Genomic DNA, 15,613 nt, shown 5'->3' with positions numbered 1-15,613 from the left:
GGCGGCTGGGGGCTGTCACAACCAATGGTGGACACCGGGTGCAACCGGTGTCATCAAATCAGGGCGCACGACTGCGCTTGCGCTATCCAAAAGGGTTCGCAATGGTGGGGTGCGAGGATAGGGCGCTGGTTCACGGCGTTGAGATGGGGATGGGCGGTGAGTTCAGGGAACGTGAAGGACGTCGAGCAGATCAAGGGTGCGGAACAGGCCAGGGGGGCGGAACAGGAGCGCAACCTTCTTCGGCGGCGGGTGACCATCAATGACATCGCCCGGATCGCCAAGGTGTCGAAAAAGACGGTCTCGCGGGTCATCAACCAGTCGCCGCTGGTGCGCCCGGAAACCCGGGACCGGGTGAACGCGGTCATCAACGAACTGGGCTTCACGCCGGACCCGCAGGCCCGCGGCCTTGCCTTCCGCCGCTCGTTCCTCATCGGGCTGATCTACGACAATCCCAACGCCCAGTTCATCGTCAACTCGCAGTACGGCATTCTCGATGGCCTGCGCGGCAGCGGCTTCGAGCTGGTGGTCTATCCGTGCGACCGGGGCAGCCCCTCGCTGTTCGCGGACGTGCGCGCCTTTGTCGAGCGCCAGCGCCTGTTCGGCGTGGTGCTGCTGCCGCCGGTCTCGGAGAACGATGCGCTGGTGGAGCTGCTGAAGGATCTGGGCTGCGCCTATGTGCGCGTCGCCTCCGCCGCGCTTGACGAGCCGGAGCACATGATCGCCTCCAACGACCAGATCGGCACGGGCGAAGCGGCCCAGCACCTCATCTCCCTTGGCCACCGCCGCATCGGCGTCATCACCGGCCCCAACGGATACCGCTCCGCCGCCGAGCGCTGGAGCGGCTTTCGCGACGTGCTCCGCAAGGCGGGGCTGGAGCCGCCGTCCGACTATGTGGTGGAAGGCGGCTACAATTTCGAATCGGGCGTTGCCTGCGCCGAATATCTGCTGGGGCTGGAGCCCCGGCCGACGGCGATCTTCGCCTCCAACGACGAAATGGCGGCGGGTGTCTACCACGTGGCCAACCAGCGCGGCATCCGCATCCCGGACGAGCTTTCGGTCATCGGCTTCGACGATACGCCGCTCGCCGCCCGCATGTGGCCGCCGCTGACCACCGTGCGCTGGCCGATCCGCGACATGGGCCGCACCGCCGCCCAGCTGCTGCTGGCGCAGGCCCGCGACGGCACGGTGCAGCGCCCGGCCAAGCCCATTGAACCGCGCCTCGTCATCCGGGGCTCGACCGGCCCGGCGCGCGGCTGATCCCGCAGCCCTGACATCCCGGCAAGCGCGCGGCGTGCGGAGGCGCCCCCGCACGGGGGCTCGACCCGGGGGGCTTGCATCCGCTTTTGACACCGGTTACCACTAGGGCAGGACACGCGATGGCACGCGCCGCACCGACGGGGGCGACACGGGTGCCAGGGCACCGGACACACAGAAAACGGGCGCGGCAGGCGGGCGATGCCGGCCGCAACAGCGCCTTGAGGGGAAGGATTTGCATGTTCCAGAAGGTCTACCACGCCACCCACCCGGACATGATGAACAGCGTCACCAACGAGGAGCTGCGCCAGCGCTATCTCATCACCGGCCTGTTCCGTGAGGGCGAGATCGTTCTCAACTATTCGCACAACGAGCGGTTCGTGATCGGCGGCGTCGCCCCGGCGGGCAAGGCGGTGCGCCTGCCCGAGCAGACCGAGCCGGCCTCCGCCAAGGGCCACCCGTTCCTGGAGCGGCGCGAGCTGGGAGCGGTCAACGTCGGCATGGGCCGGGGCCGCATCACCGTGGACGGCCAGACCTTCGAGATGGAGCCGCGCGATTGCCTCTACATCCCAATGGGATGCAAGGAGGTGGTGTTCGAGGGCGAGGCCGCCCGCTACTACCTGGCCTCGACGCCCGCCCACGTGGCCAAGGCGCTGAAGAAGATTTCCATCGCCGAGGCCAACCCGCTGGAGCGCGGCAGCCTCGAGGGCTCGAACGAGCGCACCATCTACCAGCTGGTGATTCCGGGCGTGTGCGACAGCGCCCAGCTGCTGATGGGCCTCACCATTCTGCGGCCGGGCTCGGTGTGGAACACCATGCCGCCGCACCTGCATGACCGCCGCTCGGAGATCTACTTCTACTTCGACCTGGGGGCGGACGACCGGGTGTTCCACTACATGGGCGAGCCGGACTCGCTGCGCCACATCGTCGTCGGCAACGAGGAGGCGGTGATCTCCCCGCCGTGGTCGGTGCACATGGGCTCGGGCACCCGCGCCTACGCCTTCATCTGGGCGATGGGCGGCGAGAACCTCGACTACACGGACATGAATGTCCTCGACATCTGCCAGCTGAAATAAGAGGCCGGAGCCATGGGCAATCCGTTTGACCTGAGCGGCCGGGCGGCGATCGTCACCGGCGCGAACACGGGGCTCGGCCAGGCGCTGGCCGTGGCACTGGCCCAGGCGGGGGCGGACATCGTCGCCGTCGGCCGCAGCGCCATGGACGAAACGCGGGGGCTGGTGGCGGCGGCCGGCCGCCGCTGCCACGCCATCAAGGCTGATCTCTCCACCATCGCGCCCGTCTCCGCCATCGTCGAGGAGACGCTGGCGACGTTCGGCCGGCTGGACATCCTCGTCAACAACGCGGGCATCATCCGCCGCGCCGACGCGGTGGACTTCACCGAGGAGGACTGGGACGCGGTCATCGACACCAACCTGAAGTCCGTGTTCTTCCTGTGCCAGGCGGCGGGCCGCCACATGCTGGCGCAGGGGGCGGGCAAGATCATCAACATCGCCTCCATGCTCAGCTTCCAGGGCGGCATCCGTGTGCCCAGCTACACCGCCTCCAAGTCGGGCGTCGCCGGGCTCACCCGGCTGCTCGCCAACGAGTGGGCCGGGCGCGGGGTGAACGTCAACGCCATCGCCCCGGGCTACTTCGCCACCAACAACACGGCGGCCCTCCAGGCGGACGAGACCCGCAACCGCGCCATCCTGGAGCGCATCCCGGCCGGGCGCTGGGGCCAGCCGGCGGATCTGGGCGGCGCGGCGGTGTTCCTCGCCAGCCGGGCATCGGACTACGTCCACGGCCATATCCTGGCGGTGGACGGCGGATGGCTCGCCCGCTGATGACGGCCGATCTCGGGAAACAGGGCGGCACGGTCGTCTGCTTCGGCGAGGTGCTGCTGCGCCTCGGCGCGCCGGGGCGCGAGCAGCTGCTCCAGCGCCCCCACCTCGACGTGTTCGTCGGCGGGGCGGAGGCCAATGTGGCGGTGGGGCTGGCCCGGCTCGGCCACCGCGTCGCCATGGCGACGGTGGCGGCGGACAACGCGCTCGGCCACGCCGCGCTCGGCGAGCTGCGCCGCTACGGCGTCTCCACCGACCACGCCGTGCTTCGGCCGGGGCGCATGGGGCTCTATTTCCTGACGACCGGCGCGATCCATCGCCCGTCTGACGTGCTCTACGACCGGGCGGGCTCCACCTTCGCCCTCGCCGAGCCGGAGGCGGTGGACTGGGACACGGCGCTGGCGGGCGCAACGCTGCTCCATCTCTCGGGCATCAACGCGGCGCTGGGCGAGAACGGCGCGAAGGCCGCCCTGCGGGCGGTGCAGGCGGCCAGGGCGAAGGGCATTGCCGTCTCCTTCGACTGCAACTACCGCGCCAAGCTGTGGGCCGAATGGGGCGGCGACGCGCCCGCCATCATCGGCGCGCTGCTCTCCCACGCGGACGTGATCTTCGGCGGGCGGCGCGACTTCGGCCTGGTGCTCGGCCGGACCTTCGAGGGCCCGGACTCGCCGCGCGCGGCAGCGGACGCCGCCTTCGCGGCCTTCCCGCAGGCGCGCTGGATCGCCAGCACCACCCGCGAGCAGGTGACGGTCGATCACCACATTCTCTCCGCCCGCCTGTTCACGCGCGACGCCAGCCACATCGCCGACCCGGTGCACGTGGCCCCCATCGTTGACCGCATCGGCGGCGGGGACGCCTTCGCGGCGGGCATCCTGCACGGGCTGCTCACCGGCCGCCCCGAGCGGGACGTGGTGCGCCTCGGCCTCGCCGCCGCCGCGCTGAAGCACGGCGTGCCGGGGGATCTGGCGCTGGTGAGCGCGGGGGACATGGAAGGGTTTCTGGAGGGCGGCGCGTTCGACGTGCGCCGCTGACGGGCCAGCCATCGGAAGGTCATCCATCGCAAGACCGGGGGAGGGGGAGAGGACATGGCAGACCTGTACCTGACCCGCCGCGCCGTGCTGGGCGCGGGGCTATCGCTTGCCGCCGCACCGGCGCTCGCCCGCGCGGGCGGCGATCCCGTGGCCGCCACGCGCCATGGCCGGGTGCGCGGCCTGCGGCAGGACGGCCTTTGCGTGTTCAAGGGCATCCGCTACGGGGCGGACACGCGCCCCGCCCGCTTCCAGGCACCGCGCCCGCCCGCGCCGTGGACGGACGTGCGCGACGCGCTGGCCTTCGGCCCCGCCTGCCCGCAGACCCGCATCGACGAGCCCACCAGCGAGGACTGCCTGTTCCTCAACGTCTGGACGCCGGGTCTGGACGGGGCGCGCCGCCCGGTGATGGTCTACCTCCACGGCGGCGCCTACGCCTCGGGCTCGGGCGCCCATCCGCTCACCGACGGCGCGCGGCTCGCCGCCAGCGGCGACGTGGTGGTGGTGACGGTCAACCACCGGCTGAACGCCTTCGGTTATGCCTACCTCGCCCGCCTCTCGCCCCGCTTCCCCGACTCGGGCAACGCCGGAATGCTGGACATCGTGCTCGCGCTCCGGTGGGTGCGGGACAACATCGCCGCCTTCGGCGGCGACCCGGACCGGGTGATGCTGTTCGGCCAGTCGGGCGGCGGGGCCAAGATCGCAACGCTCATGGGGATGCCGGCGGCACAGGGCCTGTTCCACCGCGCCGCCACCATGAGCGGCCAGCAGGTGACCGCATCCGGCCCGCTCCACGCCACGGCCCGGGCGCGCGCCTGGCTGGCGGCGCTGAAGGTGCCGGAGACCGCGCCCGAGCGGCTGCTGGAGCTGCCGGCGGAGGCGCTGGTCGAGGGCCTCTCGGCGGCCGACCCGGTGCTGGACGGGCCGGTCTACTTCGGCCCGGTGCTCGACGAGACCTGGCTGACGCGCCACCCCTTCTGGCCGGATGCCAACCCGCTCTCCGCCCACATCCCCATGATCCTCGGCAACACGCTGGACGAAACCCGCGCCTTCGTGCGCGGGCCGGACGACCCGCGCTTCTCCCTCACCTGGGAGCAGCTGCCCGAGGCGCTGGCCAAGGGGCTGGTGGTGGACATCCTGCCCGAGCATGTGATCGCCGAATACCGCCGCCTGTTCCCCGCCTACGGGCCGAGCGACATCTACTTCGCCGCCACCACGGCGGGGCGCTCCTGGCGCGGGCAGGTGATCGAGGCGGAGATGCGGGACGCGGTGCCCGCGCCCACCTGGGTCTACCAGCTCAACTACCGCTCGCCGGTGGACGGCGGCCGCTGGGGCGCGTTCCACAGCCTCGACATCGGCCTCGTCTTCGGCACGCTGGAGGCAAGGGACTCGCGCACCGGCACCGGGCCGGAGGCGCGGGCTGTCAGCGACGCCATGCAGCGGGCGTTTGTCGACTTCGCCCGCCACGGTGACCCCAACGGCGCGACGGGGGGGATGTGGCCCCCTTATCGCCTGCCTGAGCGGGCCACCCTGATTTTCGACGCCAACCCGCGCGTCGAAAACGACCCGCGCGCTGCGGAACGCCGCCTGTTTGCCAAGGTGCCCTACGTGCAGCCAGGCACCTGACAGGGGCTTGCCGGCCGCAGCGGCAGGCCGCACGGCGCGCATTGACAGTTCCGTATAATCTTGTCATTCTAATAAATGACACCGGTTACTTGCCGAAGAACCAGAGCCGGTGGGGGCGGGCACCAGAACGAGAACAGGCCTGCGCCGGGAGGGGGACCCATCGCCGTGCCGCGCGACCGCGGCCTGAGACCTGGCTCCTTTCCCTGCTTTTTTGTGCGTGGTGCTGCACAGGCACCGGTTTTAGCGTCGCGTTCTGTCCACCGGTATCATCAGAAAAGCCGGGGAAGTGTGTCTGCGGCCCGGGAACACGTGCAGGGCCGTGAGGGGAGGATGAAATGATCAAATACAGGAAGGTCGGTGTTGCCGGCCGCCCATCGCCGTGCGGCATCTCGACCCGGGCGCTGGCCCTGGCGCTGTTGACGGCAACGCCGACGTTCGCCCAGACGGCCGCCACCACCGGGGACGGTTTCGCGGCCTCGGAAGAGACGGCGACCACGGCCGGCGGGGCCGGGGAAATTCCGCTCGATGAAATCGTCGTCACCGGCTTCCGCCAGTCTCTGGAAGTGGCGCTGGATGCGAAGCGCAATGCGGTCTCCTCCGTTGATGTGATCGTCGCGGAAGACATCGCCAAGTTCCCGGATCAGAACCTGGCGGAATCGCTGCAACGCATTCCGGGCATCTCGATCCTGCGCGACGGCGGCGAGGGCCGCTCCATCACGGTGCGCGGCCTTGGCTCCCAGTTCACGCGCGTGCGCGTCAACGGCATGGAGACCATCACCACCTCCACCGACGGCGCCAGCCCCAACCGCGACCGCGCGTTCGACTTCAACGTGTTCGCCTCCGAGCTGTTCAACTCCATCGTCGTGCACAAGACGGCGGAAGCCTCGCTGGACGAAGGCTCGCTCGGCGCGGTGGTGGACCTGAACACCGGCAACCCGCTCGCGGGCAAGACCGGCCTTACCGCCGTCGCCTCGGTGCAGGGGCAGTACAACACGCTCAGCAAGGACCTGGGGCCGCGCCTCGCGGGCCTCGTTTCCTGGAAGAACGACGAGGGCACGTTCGGCGTGTCGTTCTCGGCGGCCTACCAGGCGTCCAACACGGATGAGCTGGGCAACAACACGGTGCGCTGGGCGCAGGCGCCGTTCCGCTCGGTGCGCGGGCAGCCCTGCGGCGGCGCGGGCGAATCCGCCGCGTGCAAGGAAGTGGCCAACGCCTTCCACCCGCGCATTCCGCGCTATGGCGAGGTGGGGCACGACCGCAAGCGCCTCGGCCTCACCGGCAGCATTCAGTGGGCGCCCACCGACAGCACCGTGCTGTCGATCGACGGCCTCTATTCCAACTTCAAGGAAACCCGCTCGGAGTCCTGGGGCGAGGTGCTGTTCCGCAGCAACGAGAAGGGCATGGATGTCGTCGATTACGTGATCGACGACAAGAACAACCTCATCAAGGGCACCTTCGACAACGCCTGGGTCCGCACGGAAAGCTACGAGCGCGACTCCAAGACCGAGTTCTACCAGCTGAGCGCCAACCTGAAGCACGAGTTCTCGGACGTGTTCCGGGTCGAGCTTCTGGGCGGCTTCTCCAAGTCCGACGCCAGCATCTCGCGCGAGACCACGATGATCTTCGATGATCGCGACGCGATGGGCTACAGCTACGACTACACGGACTCGCGCCACCCGGTGCTGACCTTCGGCACCAGCGTCACCGATCCGGCCAACTTCCAGCTCGCGGAAATTCGTGACCGCCCGTCGAGCGTGGTCAACAAGTTCCGCACCCTCTCGCTCAAGACCGAGTGGGACGTGACCGACGCCATCCAGCTGGAAGCGGGCGCGGTCTACCGCCGCTTCAGCTTCGCGAGCGAGGCCTACACCCGCGACGCGGTGGTGTGCCCCACCAGCAACGTGGCGCGGCCGGACGCGGTGCTGGGCGAGGTTACCTGCACGCCGTCCAACGTCACCGGGCCGGGCGCCGTCTACGGCCTGCCGGTCAACAGCTCGCTGGCCAACCTGTTCCACCTGCGCAAGGCCGGTCAGCCCGCCGGCACCACCACCGACTGGCTGGTGCCCAATATCGACGCGGCGGCCGCCTACACCGGCCTCTACGACCGCGAGCTGACGCTGGATGCGGGCAACACCCGCTCGGTGGTGGAGGAGGCAACCGGCGGTTACCTCCAGGCCAACATCCGCAGCGAGATTTTCGGCATGGGCTATGCCGCCAATTTCGGCCTGCGCTACATGCACACCGACCAGAAGTCGGTGGGCCTGACCAGCGGCGTCGCGCTGACCGCCAAGCGCGACTACAACAACTGGCTGCCTTCGGCCAACCTGGCGCTGTTCCCGACGGATGACATCATCATCCGCGGCGCGGTCGCCAAGGTGATGACGCGCCCGAGCCTCGGCAACCTGACGCCGGGCGGCTCGGTGGACGGCTTCAACTACCGCATCAACTTCGGCAACCCGAACCTGGAGCCGTTCAAGGCCACGGCCTACGACCTGGCGTTCGAGTGGTATTTCGCGCCGCAGTCGATCTTCTCGGTGGCCCTGTTCGCCAAGGACATCGCCAGCTTCCCGATCAACACCATCACCACCGGCACCTTCGCCTCCACCGGCCTGCCGCTCTCGGTCATCCTGCCGAGCTCGCCGGCGGCCAGCAATCCCGAAGGCCGGGAGTGGGAGATCCGCAGCATCGGCAACGGCAAGGGCGGCAAGCTGAAGGGCATGGAAATCTCGCTGCAGGGGCCGTTCCGCTTCCTGCCGGGCTTCTGGTCCAACTTCGGCGGCATCGTCAACGCCACCTTCGTCGACTCCGACGTGAAGTACAACTTCGGCACGGAGGACAAGCCGATCATCTACAAGGAGCGGCTGAACAACCTCTCCAAGCGGGCCTACAACGCCACCCTCTACTACGAGGACAGCCGGTTCAGCGCCCGCGCGTCGGTCAGCTACCGCAGCGGCTTCATCGACGGCAACAGCGCCACCGGCAACATCTTCGAGGGCTACAACAGCTCGGTGAACGTGGACGCCTCCATGCGCTACAAGGTCACCGAAAACCTCGAGCTGTCGCTGGAGGGCATCAACCTCACCGACGATTACCGCGACCGGTTTGTCGATATCTTCGCGGACCGGAACTACGAGTACAACCACTTCGGCCGCACGATCATTTTCGGCGCCCGGTACAAGATGTAACTGCGTCTCACAGTCCCTCGGGCGGGCAATCACACGGTTGCCCGCCCATTTTTTTTGCCCCTGCGTCCCATGCAAAAAAAAAGGCCGCCCGGAAAAAGGCCGCCGAAAAAAACAGAGGGAGCCCGGTCATGATCGATGTCAGCCGCCGCCGGTTCATCGCCGCCCTTGCCGCGGGCACCGCGTCCGCCGCTCTGCCGCCGCCCGCCCGCGCCAGCAGCGCCTGCGCAAACCGGGCGGACCTGCGCTGGCGGCCCGGCCTCGACGGCCAGCGCCGCGCGGACCTGGGCGACGGCACCTACCTCAACCCCATTCTGGCGGGCGACCGGCCGGACCCCACCCTCCTGCGCGATGGCGACGACTATTACATGACCCACAGCAGCTTCGACGCCTACCCGGGACTGCTTCTCTGGCACTCGCGCGATCTGGTGAACTGGCGGCCGGTGACGGCGGCGCTGCACACGCCCGTCGGCTCGGTGTGGGCGCCCGAACTCACCCGGCACGGCGGGCGCTACTTCCTGTATTTTCACGCGCGCCGCCCGGGCCGCCGGTCGATTTACGTCCTCCACGCCCCGTCCATCGAAGGGCCGTGGAGCGCGCCCATCGACCTCGATCTGCCGGACCACATCGACCCCGGCCACGCGGTGGCGGAAGACGGCACGCGCTACCTCTTTCTCAGCGGCGGCGACCGGGTGCGGCTGACGCCGGACGGCCTCGCCCGCGCCGGGGCGGTGGAGCATGTCTATGACCCCTGGCGCTACCCGGAGGACTGGGTGGTGGAGTCCTTCTCGCCGGAGGGGCCCAAGATCGTGCGCCGGGGCAAGTGGTTCTACATGATCACCGCTGTGGGCGGCACGGCGGGCCCGCCCACCGGGCATATGGTGATCGTTGCCCGCGCCCGCTCCCTCGACGGGCCGTGGGAGCATGATCCCGGCAACCCCATAGTCAGAACCTGGTCGGTCTCCGAGAAATGGTGGTCGCGGGGCCACGCCACCCCGTTCGAGGGGCCGGACGGCCGGTGGTGGATGGTCTACCACGGCTACGAGAACGGCTTCTGGACGCTCGGCCGCCAGACCCTGCTGGAGCCGATCGAGTGGACGCCGGACGGCTGGTTCCGGCCGCTGGGCGGCGACCTCTCCGCGCCCATCACCAAGCCGGTCGATCTCGGCGAGCAGCCCCACGGCCTGGCGCTGAGCGACGATTTTTCCACCGACCGCCTCGGCCTCCAGTGGGCGTTCCATGATCCCGCGCCCGGCGAAGCCGCACGGGTGCGCCGCGCGGGCGGCGTGCTGCACCTGAAAGCCCTGGGCACCAGCCCCGCCGACAGCGTGCCCCTCACCTGCATCGCGGGGGATCTCGCCTACCGCATCGAGTGCGACGTGGCGATCGACGAAGGGGCGGAGGCGGGGCTGCTGCTGTTCTACAACCGCCGCCTCTACGCCGGGCTGGGGCTGGCGGCCGGCAATTTCGTGATGCACCGCGCGGGGCTCGGGCGCAAAGCCGCCAAGCCCCAAGGGATGGGCCGCATCTGCCGCCTGCGCCTCACCAACGACCGCAACATCCTCACCATCCACACCAGCCACGACGGCGGCGCCACGTGGCGGAAATTCGGCGTGCAGATGGAAGTCTCCGGCTACCACCACAACGTCGCCGGGGATTTTCTCAGCCTGCGCCCGGCGCTTTACGCCGCCGGTACGGGCGAGGCCTGCTTCGCCAACTTCACCTATCAGGCGCTGTGAGGGCGGGGTTGAGTATTTGACTGGATTTTAAAAAAAAGCAGGGGGTCGCGGACCCCCTGCACCCCCATTCGTTTTTCGGGCCGTGTTTCCGGCGCTCCGCTGGACGTTATTTATCGGGCCGCGCCCTTTCGCCAGCGGGGGGTGCGGGCAGGGCCGGGTGCGATCGTTTTGAAAGAAGGGAAGGGTGCAGGAGGGTCCGAGACCCTCCTGCAAAATGAAAACAAAATCAGAAAATCAAACCATCCCCGCGGCGGGCTCGGTGACGCAGTGGATTTCGTGCCCGTTCGGGAAGGTCACACGGGCGCGCTGGCCTGCCGTGATGTCGTGGATGCCGGTGACGGCGCCGGTCGAGATGAGGTCGCCCGCGCGCAAGGGGCGGCCGCGCCGGGCTCCGGTCTCCAGCGCAAAGCGCAGGGCGGAGATGGGCCCGCCCGGCAGGTCGGCCGCGGTGCCGGTGCCGACGGAGACGCCCTCGACGAAGGTCTCGCAGCGCAGCGTCTCCCACGGGCGCTCCTGCCAGCCCATCAGTTCCGGGCCGAGGATGAGGCCGTTGTTGTTGCCGAAGTCGGAGACAACGGCAATCGGCCCCAGCGCATTGATGGTGGCGAGCGGGCTGCCCGCCATTTCAATGCCCACATGGAAGCCGCCGACGAGGGCCGCCGCCTCCTCCAGCGTGTAGGCGGTCCTGGCGGGATCGGCGTCCTGGCCGATGCGGATCACGAACTCCGCCTCCACCGCCGCGAAGCCGCCCGCAAACACGGGCACCGCCGTGGGCGCGGCCCCGGCCTGCCACAGGCGGGGGGCGAAGATCGGGCCCATCAGCCGGTCCGCGCCCACCTGGCTGGCGGCGGGCTCGACGATGCGCCCCACCTTCCAGCCGACGATCCGGTGCGGCCACAGCGCAATGGCGGCATCCTGCACCGCGTAGGCCTCGGCAAGGGAGTCGGGCAGGCGGCCGCCCGGGAAGCCCGGCAGGGCAGCCCCGTCCCGCCGCGCGTCGGTAAAGGCCCGGGCGATGGCGGATCGGCTGGAGGAGGAGGGAGAAAACGCCTCGGTGACTGTCATGTTACGTCCTGATACCTTGGGTGAAGTAAACCGGTGTCATTTCAGCGGGTGCGGAAACAGGGGCGTGGTGCGCGGCGGCTACTCCAGCGCCGCCTGGCGCATATCGGGCACCAGCAGGTGGATGATGGCGAGCGCCAGCAGATAGGTGGACCCGGCCAGAATGAACATGGGCATGTAGCTGCCGGTGGTCTCCAGGATCCAGCCCGCGAACTTGGCCATGCACATGCCGCCCACCGCGCCGAGCGTGCCGCCGATGCCCACGATCGAGCCGACGGCGCGGCGCGGGAACAGGTCGGACGGCAGGGTGTAGAGGTTGGCGGACCAGCCCTGATGCGCGGCGGTGGCAAGGCCGATGATGGCGACCGCCAGCCACAGGCTGTCCGCACCGATGGCAAGGCACACCGGCAGCACGCACAGGGCGCAGGTGAGCATGGCGGTCTTGCGGCCTGCGTTGACGCTCCAGCCCCGCTTGATGAGGCGGGAGGAGAGCCAGCCGCCTGCGATGCTGCCCAGATCGGAGAGCACGTAGATGGCCACCAGCGGCGGGCCGAAGCTCATCAGGTCGAGCCCATACTGTTTGGCGAAGAAGTCCGGCAGCCAGAACAGGAACATCCACCAGATGGGGTCGGTGAGGAACTTGCCGATGGCGTAGGCCCAGGTCTGGCGATGGCGGAGCAGCGCCAGCCACGGCGTGCGGCCGGGCGTGTCGGCCGGGTCACTCTCGATATAGGCCAGCTCGGAGGCCGTGAGCCGTTTGTGCTCGCGCGGGCGGCGGTAGATGCCGAGCCAGGTCGCCAGCCACACCAGCACCAGCGCGCCGGAGACATAGAACGCGGTCTGCCAGCCGAAGTGATAGACGAGGAACGGGGCGATGATCGGCGTGAGGATGGCGCCCACGTTGGCCCCGGCGTTGAAGATGCCGATGGCGAAGGCCCGCTCCTTCTTGGGGAACCACTCCGCCACCGCCTTGATGCCGGCCGGGAAGTTGCCCGACTCGCCCAGGCCCAGCACGGCGCGGGCGAACATGAAATCCACGGCCGAGCGGGCAAGGCCGGTGCCCATGGCGGCCAGACCCCAGATGCACGCCGCCAGCGAATAGCCGAAGCGCGCGCCCAGCCGGTCCATCAGGCGGCCGAACACGAAATAGCCAAGCGCATAGGCGGTCTGAAACCAGAAGACGATGTCGGCGTAGGTGGTCTCGCTCCAGCCGAATTCCGCGGTCAGCGTGGGCTTGAGCACGCTGATCATCTGGCGGTCGATGTAGTTGATGGTGGTTGCGAAAAACAGCAGGCCGCAGATGGTCCACCGCAGCCGGCCGCCAGGTTTGGGCGCACTGTGCGCACCGGTGGACGCCTCTGTTGCGGCGCGCTCCAGGCTTGCCTCCGCCATTGGTTTCCTCCCCGTCTGGTTTTTTATGTCTATTCTTGACTTCTCTAAAGGAAACCGGTGTCATTGACAACACAGGCCCACGCAAAAACGACGCGGGCAGGGAAACAGGCCTGACAGAACGGCCGGAAACCGGGGAGGCGAGAATGAAGGAATCCGCCAGAATTGCGGCGCTGCGGGCGCTTGCCGCCGGAGTCGCCGTCGTGGGTGTGGGCACTGGCACCGGTGCATCCGGCGCGGCGATGGCCGCCGGGGCCGCGCCGGCGCGACCGGTGGTGATCGTGCCGCAGCAGGCGGTCGTGGCGCGGGAGACGCCGCCCCACAACGGCACGGGCACGAGCACGGCCTATCGCTATTCGGACGGCGTCGCGGGGCGGTCCATGGAGTTCCGGGTGCGGGCGCTCCATCCGGGCGCGTCCATCGGCGAGCATGTGCTCAGCCACGACGAGATTTATTACGTGCTCTCCGGCGAGGGCGACCTCATCGCCGACGGCGTGGTCACGCGCATCGCCCAGGGCACGGCGGTTTACATCTACACGGGGAACAATGTGGGCATCCGTCAGGCGGGATCGGATGATCTGGTGCTGGCCATTGCCTATCCCCTCACCGGTAAAGGGACGGCGCGATGAGCGGAGAACGGGGTATTCTGTTGCGTGCGGCGGCGGGCACGGCGCTGGCGCTGGCGTTGACCGTGATGCTGCCGGCGGGCGCGGCGGCGGCGGAGGCTGATCCGGCGTCTGCCTCCGCAGCGGCGCAGCCGTCGCGCGAGGCGGTGCTCGCGGCGATGAAGCGGGCCACCCGGTTCATGGTGGAGAAGGTCTCCACCAACGGCGGCTATGTCTGGTCGTACCTCCCGGACATGTCCCGCCGCTGGGGCGAGCTGGAGGCGCGGCCGTCCATGATCTGGGTGCAGTCGCCGGGCACGTCCACCATGGGCCACCTGTTCCTCGACGCCTATCACGCCACCGGCGACGAGTACTACTACGAGGCCGCCGAGAAGGTGGGGGCCGCGCTCATCTGGGGCCAGCACCCCAGCGGCGGCTGGCATTATTTCATCGACTTCGCGGGCGAGGCCTCGACCCGGCACTGGTACGAGACCATCGGCGCCAATGCCTGGCGGATGGAGGAGTTCCAGCACTACTGGGGCAACGCCACCTTCGATGACAGTGTCACCTCCGAGGCCGCCCAGTTCCTGCTGCGGCTCTATCTGGAAAAGCTCGACCCCAAATACCGCCCGGCGCTCGACAAGGCGATCAACTTCGTGCTGGAGAGCCAGTATCCCAACGGCGGCTGGCCGCAGCGCTATCCGCTGCGCCACGAGTTCGTGCACCACGGCCAGGCCGACTACACGTCCTACATCACCTTCAACGACGACGTGGCGGCGGAGAATATCCGCTTCCTGCTGATGTGCTACCAGACGCTCGGCGACACCCGCGTGCTGGACGCCATCCGCCGGGCGATGAACATGGTGCTCGCCACCCAGCAGGCCGCGCCGCAGGCGGGGTGGGGGCTGCAATACACGCCCGATGACCTGAAGCCCGCCGCCGCGCGCACCTACGAGCCGGCGTCGCTGTCGCCGGAGGTGACCGCCGCCAACGTGCGCAACCTGATGACCTTCTACCGCCTGACCGGCGACCGGCGCTTCCTCGCCCGCATCCCCGAAGCGCTGGACTGGATCGAGTCCACCCGCCTCAAGGGCGCGCTCGGGCGCAGCGACAGGCCCTATCCCACGTTTGTCGAGATCGGCACCAACCGGCCGCTGTTCGTGCACCGGCACGGCTCCAACGTGGTCAACGGCCGCTACTACGTGGATTACAACTCGGAGAAAACCATCGGCCACTATTCCTCCACCCGCGCCATCGACGTGGCGGCGATCCGGCGGGAGTATGAAGCGCTGATCAAGTTGCCGGTGGAGGAGGCGACGAAGGACTCGCCGCTGCTCTCGCCCGATCCCAAACCGCTGCCGCGCTTCTTCGTCGGCGCGAACATCGACGGCTCCGACCTCAACAGCCGCAGCCTGCCCACCGACCCGCAGGCGGTGCTCGCCAGCCTGACGCCGGAGGGCTGGTGGCCGACGCCGCTGGTGGCGACCAGCAATCCCTACCGCGGGCCGGGCAGCGCCACGCCCAGGCCGGGCGACTACGCCACCACCCGCGTGGGAGACGAAACCGATACCTCGCCCTACATCACCGACACCCCGGTGATGGGCATCTCCATCTCCGGCTACATCAAGAACATGCTGACGCTGATGCAGACGCTGGGCCAGCCGGACTGAGTGGGTTCGCTTCAGGGAGAATTGGGGGGATTTTTTTGCAGGGGTCTCGGACCCCTGCGCCCCTTTCGTTTTTCGGGCCGCGTTTCCGGCGCGCACGGGAAACACGGCCGCAGAATCCCCGGCATATAAAAAGGGACGTGCCCGTCATCACGCGCACGTCCCTTTAAATCGAAAGGGAGGTTGCCAGGAGGGTCCGCGACCCTCCTGGCAAAAATCC

General features: G+C 68.8%; 11 protein-coding genes. 9 read left to right on the top strand and 2 right to left on the bottom strand.

Annotated features, from left to right (window positions below; genetic code table 11):
* Nucleotides 1–249: 249 nt before the first annotated feature.
* From ACSJJU_RS10290 to ACSJJU_RS10260, 7 genes are all read left to right on the top strand, one after another.
* Nucleotides 250–1,257 (top strand): LacI family DNA-binding transcriptional regulator, encoded by a 1,008-nt coding sequence (locus ACSJJU_RS10290; protein WP_435915439.1) that lies wholly within the window; start codon nucleotides 250–252, stop codon nucleotides 1,255–1,257.
* Nucleotides 1,258–1,493: 236 nt separating this feature from the next.
* Nucleotides 1,494–2,330 (top strand): 5-dehydro-4-deoxy-D-glucuronate isomerase, encoded by an 837-nt coding sequence (kduI, locus tag ACSJJU_RS10285; protein WP_435915331.1) that lies wholly within the window; start codon nucleotides 1,494–1,496, stop codon nucleotides 2,328–2,330.
* A 12-nt stretch (nucleotides 2,331–2,342) separates the two neighbouring features.
* Entirely contained in the window at nucleotides 2,343–3,098 is a 756-nt protein-coding gene (gene kduD / locus ACSJJU_RS10280; RefSeq protein ID WP_435915330.1) for a 2-dehydro-3-deoxy-D-gluconate 5-dehydrogenase KduD, read from the top strand.
* A complete protein-coding gene (locus ACSJJU_RS10275; protein WP_435915329.1) occupies nucleotides 3,083–4,126 on the top strand; it encodes a PfkB family carbohydrate kinase in 1,044 nt (347 codons plus the stop codon). The genes kduD and ACSJJU_RS10275 overlap by 16 nt, the downstream gene beginning before the upstream one ends.
* Nucleotides 4,127–4,180: 54 nt before the next feature.
* Complete coding sequence (locus tag ACSJJU_RS10270) at nucleotides 4,181–5,749, top strand: carboxylesterase/lipase family protein (protein ID WP_435915327.1); 1,569 nt, start codon at nucleotides 4,181–4,183, stop codon at nucleotides 5,747–5,749.
* A gap of 335 nt (nucleotides 5,750–6,084) precedes the next feature.
* Nucleotides 6,085–8,934 carry a TonB-dependent receptor gene (locus tag ACSJJU_RS10265; RefSeq protein WP_435915325.1) on the top strand — a complete coding sequence of 950 codons (2,850 nt, stop codon included), beginning with the start codon at nucleotides 6,085–6,087 and terminating at the stop codon, nucleotides 8,932–8,934.
* Nucleotides 8,935–9,062: 128 nt separating this feature from the next.
* Nucleotides 9,063–10,670 (top strand): family 43 glycosylhydrolase, encoded by a 1,608-nt coding sequence (locus tag ACSJJU_RS10260; RefSeq protein ID WP_435915324.1) that lies wholly within the window; start codon nucleotides 9,063–9,065, stop codon nucleotides 10,668–10,670.
* 234 nt (nucleotides 10,671–10,904) lie between these two features.
* Here ACSJJU_RS10260 and ACSJJU_RS10255 read toward each other — a convergent pair whose 3' ends face one another.
* Nucleotides 10,905–11,735: a 2-keto-4-pentenoate hydratase gene (locus ACSJJU_RS10255; RefSeq protein ID WP_435915323.1), complete on the bottom strand. Its 831-nt coding sequence runs from the start codon at nucleotides 11,733–11,735 to the stop codon at nucleotides 10,905–10,907.
* Nucleotides 11,736–11,813: 78 nt separating this feature from the next.
* Nucleotides 11,814–13,124, bottom strand: coding sequence for an MFS transporter (locus ACSJJU_RS10250; protein ID WP_435915322.1), 1,311 nt, complete (start codon nucleotides 13,122–13,124; stop codon nucleotides 11,814–11,816).
* Nucleotides 13,125–13,267: 143 nt separating this feature from the next.
* Here ACSJJU_RS10250 and ACSJJU_RS10245 point away from each other — a divergent pair, with 143 nt between their 5' ends.
* Nucleotides 13,268–13,750, top strand: a complete 483-nt coding sequence (locus tag ACSJJU_RS10245; RefSeq protein ID WP_435915321.1) for a cupin domain-containing protein — start codon at nucleotides 13,268–13,270, stop codon at nucleotides 13,748–13,750.
* Nucleotides 13,747–15,396: a pectate lyase gene (locus ACSJJU_RS10240; protein WP_435915320.1), complete on the top strand. Its 1,650-nt coding sequence runs from the start codon at nucleotides 13,747–13,749 to the stop codon at nucleotides 15,394–15,396. Before ACSJJU_RS10245 ends, ACSJJU_RS10240 begins: the two co-directional genes overlap by 4 nt.
* Nucleotides 15,397–15,613: the final 217 nt, after the last annotated feature.

The organism is Pedomonas sp. V897 (assembly GCF_051304405.1).
Lineage (GTDB): Bacteria > Pseudomonadota > Alphaproteobacteria > Sphingomonadales > Sphingomonadaceae > Pedomonas.
This window is presented reverse-complemented; position numbering and strand designations above follow the sequence as displayed.

Coding starts and splice junctions, on each gene's coding strand:
- kduI (WP_435915331.1), top strand. CDS start 1,494: ATGTTCCAGAAGGTCTACCACGCCACCCACCCGGACATGATGAACAGC.
- kduD (WP_435915330.1), top strand. CDS start 2,343: ATGGGCAATCCGTTTGACCTGAGCGGCCGGGCGGCGATCGTCACCGGC.
- ACSJJU_RS10275 (WP_435915329.1), top strand. CDS start 3,083: ATGGCTCGCCCGCTGATGACGGCCGATCTCGGGAAACAGGGCGGCACG.
- ACSJJU_RS10270 (WP_435915327.1), top strand. CDS start 4,181: ATGGCAGACCTGTACCTGACCCGCCGCGCCGTGCTGGGCGCGGGGCTA.
- ACSJJU_RS10265 (WP_435915325.1), top strand. CDS start 6,085: ATGATCAAATACAGGAAGGTCGGTGTTGCCGGCCGCCCATCGCCGTGC.
- ACSJJU_RS10260 (WP_435915324.1), top strand. CDS start 9,063: ATGATCGATGTCAGCCGCCGCCGGTTCATCGCCGCCCTTGCCGCGGGC.
- ACSJJU_RS10255 (WP_435915323.1), bottom strand. CDS start 11,735: ATGACAGTCACCGAGGCGTTTTCTCCCTCCTCCTCCAGCCGATCCGCC.
- ACSJJU_RS10250 (WP_435915322.1), bottom strand. CDS start 13,124: ATGGCGGAGGCAAGCCTGGAGCGCGCCGCAACAGAGGCGTCCACCGGT.
- ACSJJU_RS10245 (WP_435915321.1), top strand. CDS start 13,268: ATGAAGGAATCCGCCAGAATTGCGGCGCTGCGGGCGCTTGCCGCCGGA.
- ACSJJU_RS10240 (WP_435915320.1), top strand. CDS start 13,747: ATGAGCGGAGAACGGGGTATTCTGTTGCGTGCGGCGGCGGGCACGGCG.